At 62.4% G+C, this 15745-nt stretch carries 14 protein-coding genes; 12 read left to right on the forward strand and 2 right to left on the reverse strand.

Translation table 11 applies throughout. The annotated features are described in order from the left end of the window. Positions 1–28 precede the first annotated feature (28 nt). Complete coding sequence (locus P9239_RS18365) at positions 29–514, forward strand: Lrp/AsnC family transcriptional regulator (RefSeq protein WP_309754145.1); 486 nt, start codon at positions 29–31, stop codon at positions 512–514. Here P9239_RS18365 and P9239_RS18370 read toward each other — a convergent pair. Next, the gene (locus P9239_RS18370) at positions 490–1026 is read right to left on the reverse strand and encodes a class IV adenylate cyclase (protein WP_309753412.1); all 537 of its coding nucleotides are present in this window, start codon (positions 1024–1026) and stop codon (positions 490–492) included. The two genes, P9239_RS18365 and P9239_RS18370, sit on opposite strands and share 25 nt — an antisense overlap. Positions 1027–1098: 72 nt before the next feature. Continuing rightward, on the reverse strand, positions 1099–2001 hold the full coding sequence (locus P9239_RS18375; protein ID WP_309753414.1) for a LysR family transcriptional regulator: 903 nt from the start codon (positions 1999–2001) through the stop codon (positions 1099–1101). Between the two features lie 132 nt (positions 2002–2133). Here P9239_RS18375 and P9239_RS18380 point away from each other — a divergent pair, with 132 nt between their 5' ends. The 11 genes from P9239_RS18380 to P9239_RS18430 all read left to right on the forward strand — a co-directional run bounded on the left by P9239_RS18380 (position 2134) and on the right by P9239_RS18430 (position 15651). Further along, positions 2134–3810 carry a GMC family oxidoreductase N-terminal domain-containing protein gene (locus P9239_RS18380; RefSeq protein ID WP_309753416.1) on the forward strand — a complete coding sequence of 559 codons (1677 nt, stop codon included), beginning with the start codon at positions 2134–2136 and terminating at the stop codon, positions 3808–3810. Positions 3811–4112: 302 nt separating this feature from the next. After that, positions 4113–4892, forward strand: a complete 780-nt coding sequence (locus tag P9239_RS18385) for an ABC transporter ATP-binding protein (RefSeq protein ID WP_175938694.1) — start codon at positions 4113–4115, stop codon at positions 4890–4892. Further along, on the forward strand, positions 4889–5650 hold the full coding sequence (locus P9239_RS18390; RefSeq protein ID WP_309753418.1) for an ABC transporter ATP-binding protein: 762 nt from the start codon (positions 4889–4891) through the stop codon (positions 5648–5650). The genes P9239_RS18385 and P9239_RS18390 overlap by 4 nt, the downstream gene beginning before the upstream one ends. Before the next feature lie 70 nt (positions 5651–5720). Beyond that, a complete protein-coding gene (locus P9239_RS18395; protein WP_309753420.1) occupies positions 5721–6941 on the forward strand; it encodes an ABC transporter substrate-binding protein in 1221 nt (406 codons plus the stop codon). A 79-nt stretch (positions 6942–7020) separates the two neighbouring features. Beyond that, entirely contained in the window at positions 7021–7905 is an 885-nt protein-coding gene (locus tag P9239_RS18400) for a branched-chain amino acid ABC transporter permease (RefSeq protein ID WP_309753422.1), read from the forward strand. Continuing rightward, on the forward strand, positions 7905–8876 hold the full coding sequence (locus P9239_RS18405; protein ID WP_309753424.1) for a branched-chain amino acid ABC transporter permease: 972 nt from the start codon (positions 7905–7907) through the stop codon (positions 8874–8876). The genes P9239_RS18400 and P9239_RS18405 overlap by 1 nt, the downstream gene beginning before the upstream one ends. Positions 8877–9369: 493 nt before the next feature. After that, positions 9370–10536, forward strand: coding sequence for an ABC transporter substrate-binding protein (locus P9239_RS18410; protein ID WP_309753426.1), 1167 nt, complete (start codon positions 9370–9372; stop codon positions 10534–10536). A gap of 239 nt (positions 10537–10775) precedes the next feature. Further along, positions 10776–11948, forward strand: a complete 1173-nt coding sequence (locus P9239_RS18415; RefSeq protein WP_309753428.1) for an ABC transporter substrate-binding protein — start codon at positions 10776–10778, stop codon at positions 11946–11948. A 113-nt stretch (positions 11949–12061) separates the two neighbouring features. Beyond that, entirely contained in the window at positions 12062–13117 is a 1056-nt protein-coding gene (locus tag P9239_RS18420; RefSeq protein WP_309753430.1) for a branched-chain amino acid ABC transporter permease, read from the forward strand. Between the two features lie 3 nt (positions 13118–13120). After that, entirely contained in the window at positions 13121–14905 is a 1785-nt protein-coding gene (locus P9239_RS18425) for a branched-chain amino acid ABC transporter ATP-binding protein/permease (protein ID WP_309753431.1), read from the forward strand. Beyond that, entirely contained in the window at positions 14905–15651 is a 747-nt protein-coding gene (locus P9239_RS18430) for an ABC transporter ATP-binding protein (RefSeq protein WP_309753433.1), read from the forward strand. Before P9239_RS18425 ends, P9239_RS18430 begins: the two co-directional genes overlap by 1 nt. Positions 15652–15745: the final 94 nt, after the last annotated feature.

Raw genomic sequence — 15745 nt, forward strand, 5'->3', positions numbered from 1 at the left:
GCATCTCCGATTGTCTCCGCCGCCCGCCATGCTCGAACTGGACCATTTCGACCTCGCCCTGCTGGATGTCTTGCAACGCTTCGGGCGCGCCACGCATCAGCAACTCGGCGAGCAGGTGCCGCTGTCGCCGTCGCAGATCGGGCGACGCTTGCAGCGGCTGGAAGTGATCGGCGTGATCGAGGGCTATCGCGTGGTCTTGCGGCCCGAGAAGCTCGGTCTGGGCGTGACCGCCTTCACCAGTCTCAAGCTCAAGCATCACGGCGATACGGTCATCGAGCAATTTCAGCAGGAAATCGAGAAGTTGCCTGAAGTGCTCGAATGCCACGCGACCGTCGGGGATGCCGATTATCTGCTGCGCATCGTCGCGCCCGATCTGAACGCGCTTTCCGGCTTCGTGATGAAGAAGCTGATGCGGGTGCCGGGCGTCGACAGCGTGCGCTCGAACATCGTACTTACGACGTTCAAGCGCAACGGGCCGCTGCCGCTCGCTCACCTGGCCGCGGACGCGCCCTGACCGGCGTTCAGCAAATCCACATACGCAACCGGCACGAGATCGGCCTGCGTTACGCCGAGCCGCTCGAACATGGCGTGCGCTTCCGCTTCGCCGCCGGCTTCGTCGTCGTCCTGGCCGAGCAGCACTTCCAGTTCGACGAAATCGCCGAGACCATCCACGCGATCCAGATGAATGCGCGTGCGCCCGACCAGAAACACATGCCGCTCCTTTGAAACGATGCCGCGCGTCGTCAGCGCCTGCGCGAGCAGCGCGTGCATGGCTTCCGGATTCGTCACCGGGCTGCGCGAGTAGTACGAGACTTTCGGGCCGTCGCGGTCGTCGCGTTGATAGAAGATCAGCTCGGAGGGCGTGCCGTCATCGAACTGGCGCAGTTTCAGGCGGCCGGTCGGCACGTCATAGAAGAAGTCCTGTTGCCGGAACACGAGCGGCGCATCCGCAGCGAGCGCGGCCGCGCGTGCCCGCAGTTGGTCGAATTGATGCGCGCGTGCCTTGATTTCGATGTTGCGTGCCATGAACGAGGTCTCCGGTTGTCCTTCGGGTGAGGGCGCAGCAGCGAGACTAGCAAAGATATCGTGAACGTTGGGTTACACGGACCACTGTGCATCGATCAGGCGCAGCGCCGCCGCGATGGCCGGTTCCTCGCGACGCTCGGCAAGCGCGACGAACGAGAGCTGCGTCGGCACGGTGACGCCTTCGACGATCGTCAGCGCGTGCGCATGCGCCTCGGCGAGCGCGATGGAATCCCGCGCGAGCGACAAGCCCACGCCCGATTTCACGAGATCGAGCATCGACGGCTCTTGATCGACTTCCGCGACGATCACGGGCATCGAGCCGGCCTCGCGGAACGCGCGCGACAGCAGCCGGTTGTGCGCCGATTCCGGCGGCGTCCAGATCCACGGCAGCTTGGCGAGCGTCGCCCAGTCGCGCTTGCCTTTGTTCACGCGGTTGTGCCAGCCGGCCGGCGCGAGCACGCGATACGAAAACGGCGTGAGCCGCACCACATGAAAGCGCTCGGCGTCGCGCGTGCCGTCGCGCGCCGGATCGCCGATGTAATAGCCGACGTCCAGATCACGTGAGCGCACGCGTTCCAGCACCCAGCCCGACATGCCGTGACGCAGCGCCGTTTCGATGCGCGGATACGCCTCGACGAACTGGCGCAAGAAGCCGCCGAGTCGCAAGAATTCAGCATCGAGAATCGTCCCGATGCGCAGTGTCCCGCTCACGTCTTGACGCAGCGCGGCAGCCGCGCGCTGCACGTCGGCGGCGGCGGCGAGCGCGCGCTCCGCGTGCGGCAGCAACGCTTCGCCGTCGCGGGTCAACAAAAGTCCATGCGACGTCCGCGCGAACAGCACGACGCCCAGCGTTTCCTGCAGATTCTTGATCTGCAGGCTGACCGCCGGCTGCGTGAGATGCAGTTGCGCCGCAGCACGCGTGAGGTTGCCTTCGCGCGCCACGGCAAGGAATGCGCGGAGCAGGGTGTAGTCCATCGGCTGATATTAGCGCGTCTTATAACCCTCTTGAACATATCTCATTGGATCGGCGGACGACGACCGCAGTACGCTTGAAAGAAAGGCGCAGAAAGAAACACACAGACGCCCACGCCGAACCGGAGACAAGTCATGAAGCAGAACGCCCGCAAGCTCGAAGGCGAGTTCGACTACATCATCGTTGGCGCGGGCACGGCCGGATGCGTGCTCGCCAATCGCCTCACGGAAGACCCGGACGTCAGCGTGCTGCTGCTCGAAGCAGGCGGCAAGGACGACTATCACTGGATACACATTCCGGTCGGTTATCTGTACTGCATCGGCAATCCGCGCACGGACTGGCTGTACAAGACGCAAGCCGAACCGGGCCTGAACGGACGCGCGTTGTCGTATCCGCGCGGGCGCGTGCTCGGCGGATGCTCGTCGATCAACGGCATGATCTACATGCGCGGCCAGCGCGAGGACTACGACGAGTGGGCGCACATCACGGGCGATTCCAACTGGTCGTGGGACTCCGTGTTGCCCGTCTTCATGCGCAGCGAGGACCATCACGGCGGGGCGAATCCATGGCACGGCGCGGGCGGCGAATGGCGCGTCGAGAAGCAGCGGCTCAAGTGGAAGATTCTCGAGACGTTCGCGCAGGCCGCGCAGCAAACGGGCATTCCCGCCACCGACGACTTCAATCGCGGTGACAACACGGGCGTCGGCTATTTCGATGTGAACCAGCGCGGCGGCATCCGCTGGAATGCGGCGAAAGCGTTTCTGCGCGAAGCCATGAAGCGCCCGAATCTCACGACGATCACCGGCGCGCACACGCAGCGGCTCGTGTTCGAAGGCACACGTTGCGTGGGCGTCGAGTATCGCGGCGGCGATGTGGACTACATCGCGAAGGCGCATCGTGAAGTGATATTGAGCGCGGGCGCGGTGAACTCGCCGCAAATTCTCGAACTTTCGGGCATCGGCAATGGCGCGCGCTTGCAGCGCCTTGGCATCGACGTGGTGAGAGATCTGCGCGGCGTCGGCGAAAACCTGCAGGATCACTTGCAGTTGCGCATGGCGTACAAGGTCAACGGCGTGCGCACACTCAACACGCTTTCGGCGCGGTGGTGGGGCAAGCTCTTTATCGGCATGCAGTACGCGTTCATGCGCAGCGGTCCCATGTCGATGGCGCCTTCGCAGCTCGGCGTATTCGCCAAATCGAATCCGGACGATGCATCGATCAAGCGGCCCGACGTCCAGTATCACGTGCAGCCGTTGTCGCTCGAACGCTTCGGCGAACCGCTGCATGCGTTCAATGCGTTCACCGCTTCCGTCTGCAATCTGCGGCCGACATCGCGCGGAAGCATCCATATCACGACGCCGGATGCGCATACTCCGCCGCTTATCGCGCCGAACTATCTTTCCACCGACCGCGACCGCGAAGTGGCCGCCAACTCACTGCGTCTCACGCGGCGCATCGCGAGCGCGCCGGCATTGGCGCGCTATGCGCCGGAAGAGATCCTGCCGGGCGTGCAGTATCAAACAGAAGAAGAGCTCGCGAAGGCGGCGGGCGATATCGGCACGACGATCTTTCATCCGGTGGGCACGTGCCGCATGGGCATCGATAACGATCCGGGCGCGGTCGTGGACAGCCGATTGCGCGTGCTCGGCGTGCAGGGCTTGCGCGTGGTCGATGCATCGGTGATGCCGGTCATTACATCGGGCAACACGAATTCGCCGACGCTGATGATCGCCGAACGCGCGAGCGACATGATTCGCGAAGACCGGCGCGCGGTGCGGTCGCAGGAAGTCATGTCGGCCGCGCTCGCATAGCGGGAAAGCGTCGCAGAGCACGCGTCATGCCTTGTTCGCGTGCATGAACGGCGGCTTGCAGCATCGCGTGAAATCGGTGCAAATCCCTTAGTGCAAATCCCAATGATTGCGCTGCATCATTGGCGCGACAATGGCCCCGGATCACGTGATGCTCGGCGTACCTCGTGCATGTCTTGTGCGGCATGCCACCAGCGTACAAAGCGAAGCGGCACCGCGGCGGAGACACCGTCCGGTACGCGCGACAGAAAAATAAAGCGCAGGCGAACACATCGTTCAGCGCCTCACTTCGCATGGAAGGGGACATGATTCTCGGCGACACGATTCTGGAAACGCGAGGGCTCACGAAGGAATTCAAAGGCTTCACGGCCGTGAACGACGTGAACCTGCGCGTGCGCCGCGGTTCGATCCATGCGCTGATCGGACCGAACGGCGCAGGCAAGACTACCTGCTTCAATCTGCTCACCAAATTTCTCGAACCGACTGCGGGCCAGATCGTCTTCAACGGCACCGACATCACGCGCGAGCGCCCGGCGCATATCGCGCGGCGCGGCATCATCCGCTCGTTTCAGATTTCGGCCGTCTTTCCGCATTTGACCGTACTGCAAAACGTGCGTATCGGCTTGCAGCGGCAACTCGGCACGTCGTTTCAGTTCTGGCGCAGCGAACGTTCGCTCGATGCCTTGAACGATCGCGCGATGGACCTGCTCACGCAAGTCGGCCTCACCGATTTCGCGGATGTGAAAACCGTCGAACTCTCGTACGGCCGCAAGCGCGCGCTCGAAATCGCAACGACGCTTTCGATGGAACCCGAACTCATGCTGCTCGACGAACCGACGCAAGGCATGGGACACGAGGACGTGGATCGCGTGACCGCGCTCATCAAAAAGGTATCGGCGGGACGCACCATTCTCATGGTCGAGCACAACATGAACGTGATTGCCGGCATCTCCGACACCATTACCGTGCTTCAACGCGGCGAAGTGCTCGCCGAAGGCAGCTACGCGGAAGTATCGAAGAATCCGCTCGTGATGGAAGCCTACATGGGCAGCGCCGATGCGGCGCTCACCGGAGCGCACGCATGAGCGCGATCGCGGAAGAACGCCGCTCGCGCGAGGCGAACGGCGCAGCGGGGAATGCGCCCGCGCTGGAAATCGAAGGCTTGCAGGCGTGGTACGGGGAATCGCACATCCTGCATGGCGTGGACCTGAAGGTGAATCGCGGCGAAGTCGTGACGCTGCTCGGCCGCAACGGCGCAGGACGCACCACGACGCTTCGCGCCATCATGGGTTTGACGGGGCGGCGCACGGGCTCGATCCGCGTGGGCGGACGCGAGACCATCGGGCTGCCCACACACAAGATCGCGCATCACGGGGTCGGCTACTGTCCGGAGGAGCGCGGCATTTTTTCGAGCCTGTCGTGCGAGGAGAACCTGCTTCTGCCACCGCTCATCGGCGATCCGAAGCAGGCCATGCCGCTCGACGAGCTGTACTCCATGTTCCCGAACCTAAAGGAGCGGCGCGCGAGCCAGGGCACGCGTCTGTCGGGCGGCGAACAGCAGATGCTCGCCGTCGCGCGCATTCTGCGCACGGGCGCGAATCTGCTTCTGCTCGATGAAATCTCCGAAGGTCTCGCGCCCGTCATCGTGCAGACACTCGCGCGCATGATCCTGATGCTGAAGTCGCGCGGTTATACGGTCGTGATGGTCGAGCAGAACTTCCGGTTCGCGGCGCCGCTCGCGGACCGCTTCTATGTGATGGAGCACGGCAATATCGTCGAGCATTTCGGCGCGGGGGAACTCGAAGCAAAGATGCCGGTGCTGCACGAACTGCTCGGCGTGTGAAAACGCGTCGCGCAAGCAACACCAGTAAGACCAGCAGCGCAGCAACAATCAAAAACTCACGGAGACTGGAATGAAAAAGAAGACCCTCGCGCGCCTCTCGACTCTTTGCTTTGCGGCTGCGGCGGCGAGTGTGACGCTCATGAGCAGCGGCGCGCAGGCAGCCGATGGCAATAGCGTCAAGATCGGCTTCGTCACCGACTTGTCGGGCCTCTATGCGGACATCGACGGACAAGGCGGCCTGGAAGCCATCCGCATGGCGATCGCGGACTTCGGCGGCAAGGTGAACGGCAAGCCTATCGAACTCGTGTACGCGGACCATCAGAACAAGGCGGATATCGCGGCATCGCGGGCGCGCGAGTGGATCGACCGCGACGGCGTGAACGCGATCATCGGCGGCACCAACTCGGCCACCGCGCTTTCCACCGCGCAAGTCGCGGCGGAAAAGAAGACGCCGTACATCAACATCGGCGCGGGCGCGGACAACCTCACGAACGAACAGTGCTCGCCGTATACGGTGCACTACGCCTACGACACCATGGCGCTCGCGAAAGGCACCGGTTCCGCGGTGACCAAGCAGGGCGGCAAGACGTGGTACTTCCTGACGGCCGACTACGCGTTCGGCAAGGCGCTGGAAAAGAACACATCGGATGTGGTCAAGGCGAACGGCGGACAGGTGCTGGGCTCGGTGCGTCATCCGCTGTCGGCGTCGGACTTCTCGTCGTTCCTGTTGCAGGCGCAGGGATCGAAGGCGCAGGTGTTGGGTCTGGCGAACGCGGGCGGCGACACCATCAATTCGATCAAGGCCGCGAAGGAATTCGGCATCAACAAGTCGATGAAGATCGCCGCGCTCTTGATCTTCCTCTCCGACATTCACAGCCTCGGACTGGAGACGACGCAAGGACTCGTCGCGACGGATAGCTGGTACTGGAACAAGGACGACAAGACGCGCGAATGGGCGAAGCGCTACTTCGCGAAGATGAAGAAGATGCCGACGAGCCTGCAAGCCGCCGACTATTCCGCCGTCACGACGTACCTGAAGGCCGTGCAGGCCGCCGGCACGACGGACAGCGACAAGGTCATGGCGCAGATGAAGAAGGCGAAGATCGACGACTTCTACGCAAAGGGCTACGTTCGCGAGGACGGCGCGATGATCCACGACATGTACCTGATGGAAGTGAAGAAGCCGTCGGAATCGAAGGAACCGTGGGACTACTACAAGATCACGGCCACCATTCCGGGCGATCAGGCCTTCGGCACGAAGGCCGAGTCGCGCTGCGCGGCCTGGAAGTAAGCGTTCAGGCGATGGACGCCGCAAGCGGTCCGGCGCGACTGCTTGCGGCCATGCTTCGATCCAACCCTCGGCAGGTTCAATGGAAATATTCGGCATACCGCTCGCCGCGATGATGAGCCAGTTGCTGCTCGGACTGGTGAACGGTTCGTTCTACGCGATCCTGAGTCTCGGGCTCGCGGTGATCTTCGGCTTGCTCAACGTCATCAACTTCGCGCACGGCGCGCTTTTCATGCTGGGCGCGATGCTCGCGTGGATGGGCTATTCGTACTTCAACGTCCCGTATTGGGCGATGCTGCTGCTCGCGCCGGTCATCGTCGGCGTGCTGGGCGTGGTCATCGAGCGATCCATGCTGCGCTGGCTGTACAAGCTCGATCATTTATACGGCCTCCTTCTGACTTTCGGCCTGACGCTCGTGATCGAAGGCGTGTTCCGTTCCATCTACGGTTCGTCGGGGCAGCCCTACGACGTGCCGTCGCTTCTGTCAGGCGCGACGAATCTCGGCTTCATGTTCCTGCCGAACTATCGCGCGTGGGTCGTGGTGGCGTCGCTCGTCGTGTGTTTCGCGACGTGGTTCGTCATCGAGAAGACGCGCATCGGCGCGTATCTGCGGGCCGGCACGGAGAACCCGAAGCTGGTTGAAGCATTCGGCGTGAATGTGCCGCTGATGATCACGCTGACTTACGGCTTCGGCGTGGCGCTCGCCGCGTTCGCGGGCGTGCTTGCCGCGCCGGTCATTCAGGTGTCGCCGCTCATGGGCCAGTCGATGATCATCACCGTGTTCGCGGTCGTGGTGATCGGCGGCATGGGTTCGATCATGGGCTCGATTCTCACGGGTCTGCTGCTCGGCGTGATCGAAGGCTTCACGCGCGTGTTCTATCCGGAAGCGTCCGCGACGGTCGTCTTCGTCATCATGGCGCTGGTGCTGCTCGTGCGCCCGGCGGGACTCTTCGGCAAGGAAAAATGATGCAGAGAAAAGTGCTCTACGCGCTGTTGCTCGTCGCGTTGATCGTCGCGCCGTTCGCGGGCGTGTATCCGGTCTTCATGATGAAAGTGCTGTGCTTCGCGCTCTTCGCGGCGGCGTTCAATCTGCTGATCGGCTACACGGGCTTGCTGTCGTTCGGGCACGCGATGTTTCTGTCGAGCGCAGGCTACACGGCGGGCTACGCGATCCAGACCCTCGGCTTCACGCCGGAACTCGGTGTCATTCTCGGCACGGCCGTCGCGACGCTGCTTGGCGTAATCGTGGGGTTGCTCGCTATCCGGCGGCAAGGCATCTATTTCGCGATGGTCACGCTCGCGCTCGCGCAGATGGTCTACTTCGTGTTTCTGCAAGCGCCGTTCACGCACGGTGAAGACGGCCTGCAAGGCGTGCCGCGCGGCAAGTTGTTCGGCGTCCTCGACTTGAGCCACGACGTGACCCTCTACTACGTCGTGCTCGTGCTGATGCTGCTCGCCTTCGCGCTGATCGTACGCATCGTGCATTCGCCGTTCGGGCAGGTGCTGATCGCGATCAAGGAGAACGAGCCGCGTGCGGTATCGCTCGGTTACGATACGGCGCGCTACAAGCTGCTCGCATTCGTGCTTTCCGCCGGCGTCGCGGGTCTCGCGGGCGCGACGAAGACGCTGGTGCTCGGCTTCGAAACGCTCGGCGACGCCTATTGGACGATGTCCGGCCTCGTCGTGCTGATGACGCTCGTCGGCGGCATGAGCACGATGTTCGGGCCGCTGCTCGGCGCGGCGATCATCGTGGCGCTGGAGGACCGGCTCGGCGATATCGGTGCCGGCCTCGCGAACGTGACGGGCCTCGCGTGGTTCAACTCGCTCGGCGAATCGGTGACCATCGTGACCGGGATCATCTTCATCGCGTGTGTACTGGCCTTCAGGCGCGGCATCGTGGGCGAGATCGTCGCGCGGGTGAGGCCGTTGCAAGGATAAAGTTTCGTTCGACATCCGAAGCAATCGCGCGCCGGAAAGCCTACGGATAACGGCAGAAAAGACGCCCTTTTTAGGTGCTTATATGCACCACTAGGGTAAATGCTAGGTTGTCGCGAAATGATGCGGACATTAATATCCTGTCTAGTTCTGATGCACCCAGATTTTTGAGGTGGAGAACGAGGAGACATGAGGCACAAAGTGCCCAAATCGGAAGGCGCTGTTGGATGAGTCCAACGGCGCCTTTTTATTTTCCGGGCCCGTATTTCCATGTCGCTAATACGATTCGACTGACGGATTCATTCCAGGCGGGTTTTCGCGCTTGGCATTTAGAGTGAAACCACACGCGTAACGCCGCCAAAACGCTTGATGCGCGGCGCTCCCGTCGCTACACTGCATTTCCCGACTCATCGGTCGGCGATTCGCGAAAATAAACCCGCAGCATGCATTCAGGCATGACTTCTATTCGAACAAACGAGTTACGGGGTGCAAACCAATGAAGTGGGCATTACGCGCTAAAGCGGTCGCGTTGGCCGTCGCGGGATTATCGGCGGTATTTAGCACTGAAGTTCTGGCGGACGTGAAAATCGGCGTGACGGTATCGGCAACGGGCCCGGCCGCATCGCTCGGCATTCCGGAGAAGAACACCATCGCGTTATTGCCGAAGGAAATCGCGGGGCAGAAAGTGCAGTACATCGTGCTCGATGACGCCACCGATTCCACGCAAGCCGTCAAGAACGCGCGCAAGCTCACGAGCGAAGATCACGTCGACGCGCTGATCGGTTCCACGGTCGTTCCGAACTCGCTCGCGATGATCGACATCGCCGCCGAGACCACCACGCCGATGATCTCCATGGCCGCGGCCGCGAGCATCGTGGAACCGATGGACAGCAAGCGCGCGTGGGTTTTCAAGACGCCGCAGAACGACATTCTCATGGCCACCGCCATCGCGCAGCACATGTCGAATCACGGCGTGAAGACGGTTGCCTTCATCGGCTTTTCGGACGCCTACGGCGAGAGCTGGTTCAAGGAATTCACGAAGGCGGCGGACCTCGCGAAGATACGCGTCGTCGCAAACGAACGCTTTGCGCGCAACGACGCGTCCGTGACCGGGCAAGTGCTCAAGATGATGTCGCAGAACGCCGACGCGGTGCTGATTGCGGGCGCGGGCACGCCGGCCGCGCTTCCGCAAAAGACGCTCAAAGAGCGCAGCTACAAGGGCAAGATTTATCAGACGCACGGCGTCGCGAACAACGACTTCCTGCGCGTGTGCGGCAAGGATTGCGATGGAACGTTCCTGCCCGCCGGGCCGCTGCTCGTCGCGGAACAGTTGCCGGACAGCAATCCCGTGAAGCAGGCCGCGCTCACCTACAAGAAGGCTTATGAAGGCGCGTATGGCGCGGGCTCGGTGTCCACGTTCGGCGGCCACGCATGGGATGCGGGGCTGATCCTGCAACACGCGATTCCCGTCGCGCTGAAGAAGGGGCAGCCCGGCACGCCCGCGTTCCGCGAGGCATTGCGCGCGGCTATCGAGGACACGAAGAATCTCGCGGCATCGCACGGCATCTTCAACATGAGCGCGAACGATCACTCCGGGCTCGATCAGCGAGCGCGTGTGATGGTGGAGATCGTCGGCGGCAAGTGGAAGCTGTCGGGCAACTGACCGTCGATATGTGGGTCGATATCAACCAAGGCGCGTTTCAAGGAACGCGCCTTTTTTATGCGCGAAAGAAGAGGCGCGAGTCCGCGCGCGTGGCTTTATCGGTCAGGGAAAACGAGGCTAGGCATGGGTCAGGGCGGTCCATAGATTGGGGCGGCTGAACAGCCGAGGTCATCGGAAAGAACTCGCAGCAGTGCACCACGGGGGTGTGCGAGAAGCAGAATCGCGTTTGGAGACGAGCAATGAAAACGAAGAAAGCATGGGTCAGAAGGGGCGCGGTGCTGGCTGTTGCCGGCAGCGCGATGTTCGCTGCGAGCGCAGCGTTCGCGCAGGTGAAGATCGGGGTCACGTTGTCGGCGACAGGGCCGGCCGCATCGCTCGGGATTCCCGAGAAAAACACCGTCGCGCTGTTGCCGAAGGAGATCGGCGGGAAATCGGTCGACTACATCGTGCTCGACGACGGCACCGACACGAGCCGCGCGGTGCAGAACACGCGCAAGCTGATCGACGAAGATCATGTCGATGCGATCATCGGCTCCACCGTGACGCCGAATTCGCTCGCGATGATCGATCCCGCGTCGAGCGCCAGGACGCCGATGATCTCGATGGCCGCGTCCGCGTCGATCATCGCGCCGATGGACGCCAAGAAAGCGTGGGTCTTCAAGACGCCGCAGAACGACGCGCTGATGGCCGACGCCATTGCAAGCCACATGGAGAAGCACGGCGTGAAGACCGTGGGTTTCATCGGCTTCGCGGACGCATACGGCGACGGCTGGTATTCGGTGTTCAACACGGCGGCGGCCGCGCACAAACTGAAGATCGTCACGAACGAGCGGTATAACCGTCCGGACACGTCCGTCACGGGTCAGGTGCTGAAGACGATGGGCGCGAACCCGGACGCCGTGCTGATTGCGGGCGCGGGTACGCCGGCCGCGCTGCCGGCTAAGACGCTGAAGGAACGCGGCTTCAAGGGCAAGGTGTATCAGACGCACGGCGTCGCGAATAACGACTTTCTGCGCGTCTGCGGCAAGGACTGCGATGGCGAGATTCTGCCGGCCGGTCCGGTGCTCGTGACCGAGCAATTGCCGGACAGCAATCCGGTTAAGAAGTCGTCGGCAGCGTACAAGAACGCGTATGAGAAGGCGTACGGCGCAGGCTCGCTCTCGACGTTCGGCGGCCATGCCTGGGATGCCGGACAGATGCTCGCACGCGCGATTCCCGAGGCGCTCAAAAAGGGCCAGCCGGGCACGCCCGAGTTCCGTGAGGCGCTGCGCGCGGCGCTGGAGAATCTCAAAGACTTGCCGGTCTCGCACGGCATCATGAATACGACGCCGACGGACCACAACGGCTTCGACGACCGCGCTCGCGTGATGGTGCAGATCGTCGACGGCAAGTGGAAGCTGCTGAACGACTGACCGCGCAGGTCATTTTCAAGATAGAGAAGCGGCGCGCCGATGGTGCGCCGCTTTTCCCATGTTCATCGGCCGAACGCGGCCCTCGTGTTTCAAAGAAGCTCTGAAGAGGAAGTATGGACTTTTCGATTGCGGCGATTCTCGCGCAAGACGGCATCACGACGGGCGCGATTTACGCGTTGCTTGCGCTCGCGCTGGTGCTCGTATTTTCCGTGACTCGCGTTATTTTCATTCCGCAGGGCGAGTTCGTCGCGTATGGCGCGCTCACGCTGGCCGCGCTTCAAACGCAGAAGCTGCCGGCAACGTGTTTTCTGCTCATCGCGATGGGCGTCGGTTGTTTCGTCGCCGAAGTCGCTGGCATCGTGCGCCATCCGGCGCGGCATCATCGGATAGGGCGGCTCTTGGCGGTGCTCGCGGGCAAGTATCTGTTGTTCCCGGTCGCGGTATGGGCGCTGACGCAAGCGGTCTTCACGCAGGCGCTGCCGATGATCGCGCAGATCGCGCTGACGCTTTTGATCGTCGTGCCGATGGGGCCGTTCGTGTATCGGCTGGCGTATGAGCCGATCGCAGAGGCGAGCACGCTGTTGCTGCTGATCGTGGCGGTTGCCGTGCACTTCGCGATGGTCGGCCTGGGGCTCGTCATGTTCGGCGCGGAAGGGTCCCGCACGACGGCGTTTTCCGACGCCAATTTCAACGTCGGCAGCGTGTCGATATCCGGGCAGAGTCTGTGGGTCGTCGGGACGGCGCTCGTGCTGATCGTCGCGCTGTACTTCTATTTCGACCGCTCGCTTTCCGGCAAGGCGTTGCGCGCGACGTCGGTGAACCGGCTGGGCGCGCGGCTCGTGGGCATCGGCACCACGCAGGCGGGGCGTCTGGCGTTCACGCTTGCGGCGGGCTTGGGCGCGCTGTGCGGCGTTTTGGTCGCGCCTATCACGACCATCTACTACGACTCGGGCTTTCTGATCGGCCTGAAGGGCTTCGTCGGCGCAATCGTCGGCGGTCTCGTGAGCTACCCGCTCGCCGCAGCCGGCTCGCTGCTCGTCGGGCTGCTCGAGTCGTATTCCTCGTTTTGGGCGAGCGCGTACAAGGAGGTCATCGTTTTCACGCTCATCATTCCGGTGCTGCTATGGCGAAGCCTGGCGAGCCCGCATTCCGACGAAGACGAGGAGTAAGCCATGACCTTTCTCCATCGATATCGCTTCTTCTGGCTCTTTCTTCTGGTCGTGTTCGCGCTGCCGGTGCTGCCCGGGCCGGTCGCCGTGCCGGAGTACTGGATCACGCTGCTCAATTACATCGGCCTCTATTCGATTGTCGCGATAGGGCTCGTGCTCCTGACCGGCATCGGCGGCATGACGAGCTTCGGACAGGCTGCGTTCGTCGGTGTCGGCGCGTATGCCACCGCGTTCCTGACGACGCGCTACGGCGTCTCGCCGTGGCTTGCGTTGATCGCGGGCGTTGTGCTGACGGCGTTCATCGCGCTCCTGCTCGGACTCGTCACGATGCGGCTTTCCGGGCACTTCCTGCCGCTCGGCACCATTGCGTGGGGGCTGTCGCTGTTCTATCTGTTCGGGAACATGGAATTGCTCGGCAAGTACGACGGCATCAACGGAATTCCGGTGCTGAACGTGTTCGGGTGGCAGCTTGAGTCGGGAAGGAACATCTACTATCTGATCTGGGCGGTCGTGTTGCTGGCCGTCGTCTCTGTTCAGAATCTGCTTAATAGTCGTCCGGGCCGCGCCATCCGCGCGCTACGCGGCGGCGGCGTCATGGCCGAAGCGATGGGTGTCAATACGGCGTGGATGCGCGTCGTCATCTTTATCTATGCTGCGGTCCTTGCGTCTATCTCCGGTTTTCTTTACGCGCACTTGCAGCGCGCAGTGAATCCGACGCCGTTCGGCCTGAACCACGGCATCGAGTTCCTGTTCATGGCGGTGGTCGGCGGGGTGTCGCACGTCTGGGGTGCGATTCTCGGCGCGACGATCCTCACCGTGCTGCAAGACTATCTGCAGACGCTGCTGCCTAAGCTCATCGGTGCGAACGGCAATTTTGAGATTATCGTCTTCGGCGTCGTGATGGTTCTCTTGCTTCAATATGCGCGGCAGGGCGTGTGGCCGTTCGTGGCGCGGCTGTTTCCTCGCGGGCCACGCGCGCATGTTCCCGAGAACGGCGAGCTGTTGCCGCAGCGCAGCAAACCGGCGGCCGGCGAGCCATTGCTGGTCGTCGATCAGGCGCGCAAGCAGTTCGGCGGCCTTGTCGCGGTGAACGACGTCAGTTTCGACGTCAAGGCAGGCGAGATCATCGGTTTGATTGGTCCGAATGGCGCAGGCAAGTCCACGACTTTCAACCTCGTGACCGGCGTGCTGCAAGCGACGAGCGGTGCGATCACGTTTCACGGTGAACGTATCGACAAGTTCAGTTCGCGCGAGATCGTGAAACGCGGCATCGGACGCACGTTCCAGCACGTCAAGATGCTGCCGGGTATGACGGTGCTGGAGAACGTTGCGATCGGTGCGCACCTGCGGGGCAGTACCGGCGTCTGGCGAAGCGTTGTGCGGCTGAATGCAGCGGAGGAAGCGCGACTGATGTACGAGGCGGCGAGGCAGATCGAGCGCGTTGGTCTTGGCCAGCACCTGTACGCGGAGGCGGGCAGTCTCGCGCTAGGACAACAGCGCATTCTGGAGATTGCGCGAGCGCTGTGCTGTGACCCGACCTTGTTGCTGCTGGACGAACCTGCCGCAGGCCTCCGCTACAAGGAAAAGCAGCAACTCGCCGACCTGCTTCGCAAGCTGCGTGCAGAAGGCATGAGCATTTTGCTCGTCGAACACGACATGGACTTCGTGATGAACCTGACTGACCGGCTCGTCGTGATGGAATTCGGTACGAAGATCGCCGAGGGGCTGCCGAAGGACGTGCAGGAGAATCCAGCGGTACTGGAAGCGTATCTGGGCGGGGTGGAGTGATGGCCGAATTTGTTCTAGAAGTAAGCGACCTTTCTGCGCGGTACGGCAAGGTCGAAGCGCTGCACAACAGCAACTTGCGGGTCGCTGCGGGGCAGATCGTATCCGTGATCGGGCCGAACGGCGCCGGGAAGTCGACTCTGCTCAATGCAATCATGGGAGCATTGCCGCAGACAGGCCACGCGAAGGGCGTCGTCCGTTATCTGGGCGAAGACGTATCGGCGCTGGCTGTTGAGCGGCGCGTCGCACGTGGAATGTGTCTGGTGCCGGAAAAGCGCGAGCTATTCTCGACGATGACGGTGGAGGACAACCTCGTGCTTGGCGCGTATCGCAGAAAGCGCGCGGGCGAGCGCAATTATCTCGATCAACTGGATCATGTATTTGCGCTTTTTCCCCGGCTCAAGGAACGGCGGAAGCAGGCCGCCGGTACGCTTTCCGGAGGCGAGCGGCAAATGCTGGCGGTGGGTCGGGCGCTGATGGGCAAGCCGCGGCTTCTCATGTTGGACGAGCCCAGTCTTGGGCTTGCGCCGCTCATCGTCAAAGAAATTTTCCAGATCGTCAGCGCGCTGAAGCAGACAGGCGTTGCGACGCTACTGATCGAACAGAACGCCCGTGCCGCGTTGCAGATTTCCGATTACGGGTACGTCCTCGAGACTGGTGAGGTGGCCCTGGAAGGTAAGGCCGACGACCTGCGGCACAACCCTCAAGTCATCGAGACGTATTTGGGGCTGACGAAGAAAGTCGCCTAGTGTCGGTCGCTAAGGCAAGTTGTGGATGGCGTGTTTCACGTGAAACACGCCATTTTTTTCGCCGGCCAAGCGACGCACCGAAAACGCACCGCCG

The organism is Caballeronia sp. LZ062, assembly GCF_031450785.1.
GTDB lineage: Bacteria > Pseudomonadota > Gammaproteobacteria > Burkholderiales > Burkholderiaceae > Caballeronia.

Bases quoted from the DNA above. Each gene is read 5' to 3' on its own strand.
- P9239_RS18415 (WP_309753428.1), top strand. From the start codon at position 10,776: ATGAAAACGAAGAAAGCATGGGTCAGAAGGGGCGCGGTGCTGGCTGTT.
- P9239_RS18430 (WP_309753433.1), top strand. From the start codon at position 14,905: ATGGCCGAATTTGTTCTAGAAGTAAGCGACCTTTCTGCGCGGTACGGC.
- P9239_RS18390 (WP_309753418.1), top strand. From the start codon at position 4,889: ATGAGCGCGATCGCGGAAGAACGCCGCTCGCGCGAGGCGAACGGCGCA.
- P9239_RS18375 (WP_309753414.1), bottom strand. From the start codon at position 2,001: ATGGACTACACCCTGCTCCGCGCATTCCTTGCCGTGGCGCGCGAAGGC.
- P9239_RS18410 (WP_309753426.1), top strand. From the start codon at position 9,370: ATGAAGTGGGCATTACGCGCTAAAGCGGTCGCGTTGGCCGTCGCGGGA.
- P9239_RS18400 (WP_309753422.1), top strand. From the start codon at position 7,021: ATGGAAATATTCGGCATACCGCTCGCCGCGATGATGAGCCAGTTGCTG.
- P9239_RS18365 (WP_309754145.1), top strand. From the start codon at position 29: ATGCTCGAACTGGACCATTTCGACCTCGCCCTGCTGGATGTCTTGCAA.
- P9239_RS18420 (WP_309753430.1), top strand. From the start codon at position 12,062: ATGGACTTTTCGATTGCGGCGATTCTCGCGCAAGACGGCATCACGACG.
- P9239_RS18395 (WP_309753420.1), top strand. From the start codon at position 5,721: ATGAAAAAGAAGACCCTCGCGCGCCTCTCGACTCTTTGCTTTGCGGCT.
- P9239_RS18370 (WP_309753412.1), bottom strand. From the start codon at position 1,026: ATGGCACGCAACATCGAAATCAAGGCACGCGCGCATCAATTCGACCAA.
- P9239_RS18425 (WP_309753431.1), top strand. From the start codon at position 13,121: ATGACCTTTCTCCATCGATATCGCTTCTTCTGGCTCTTTCTTCTGGTC.
- P9239_RS18380 (WP_309753416.1), top strand. From the start codon at position 2,134: ATGAAGCAGAACGCCCGCAAGCTCGAAGGCGAGTTCGACTACATCATC.
- P9239_RS18385 (WP_175938694.1), top strand. From the start codon at position 4,113: ATGATTCTCGGCGACACGATTCTGGAAACGCGAGGGCTCACGAAGGAA.
- P9239_RS18405 (WP_309753424.1), top strand. From the start codon at position 7,905: ATGCAGAGAAAAGTGCTCTACGCGCTGTTGCTCGTCGCGTTGATCGTC.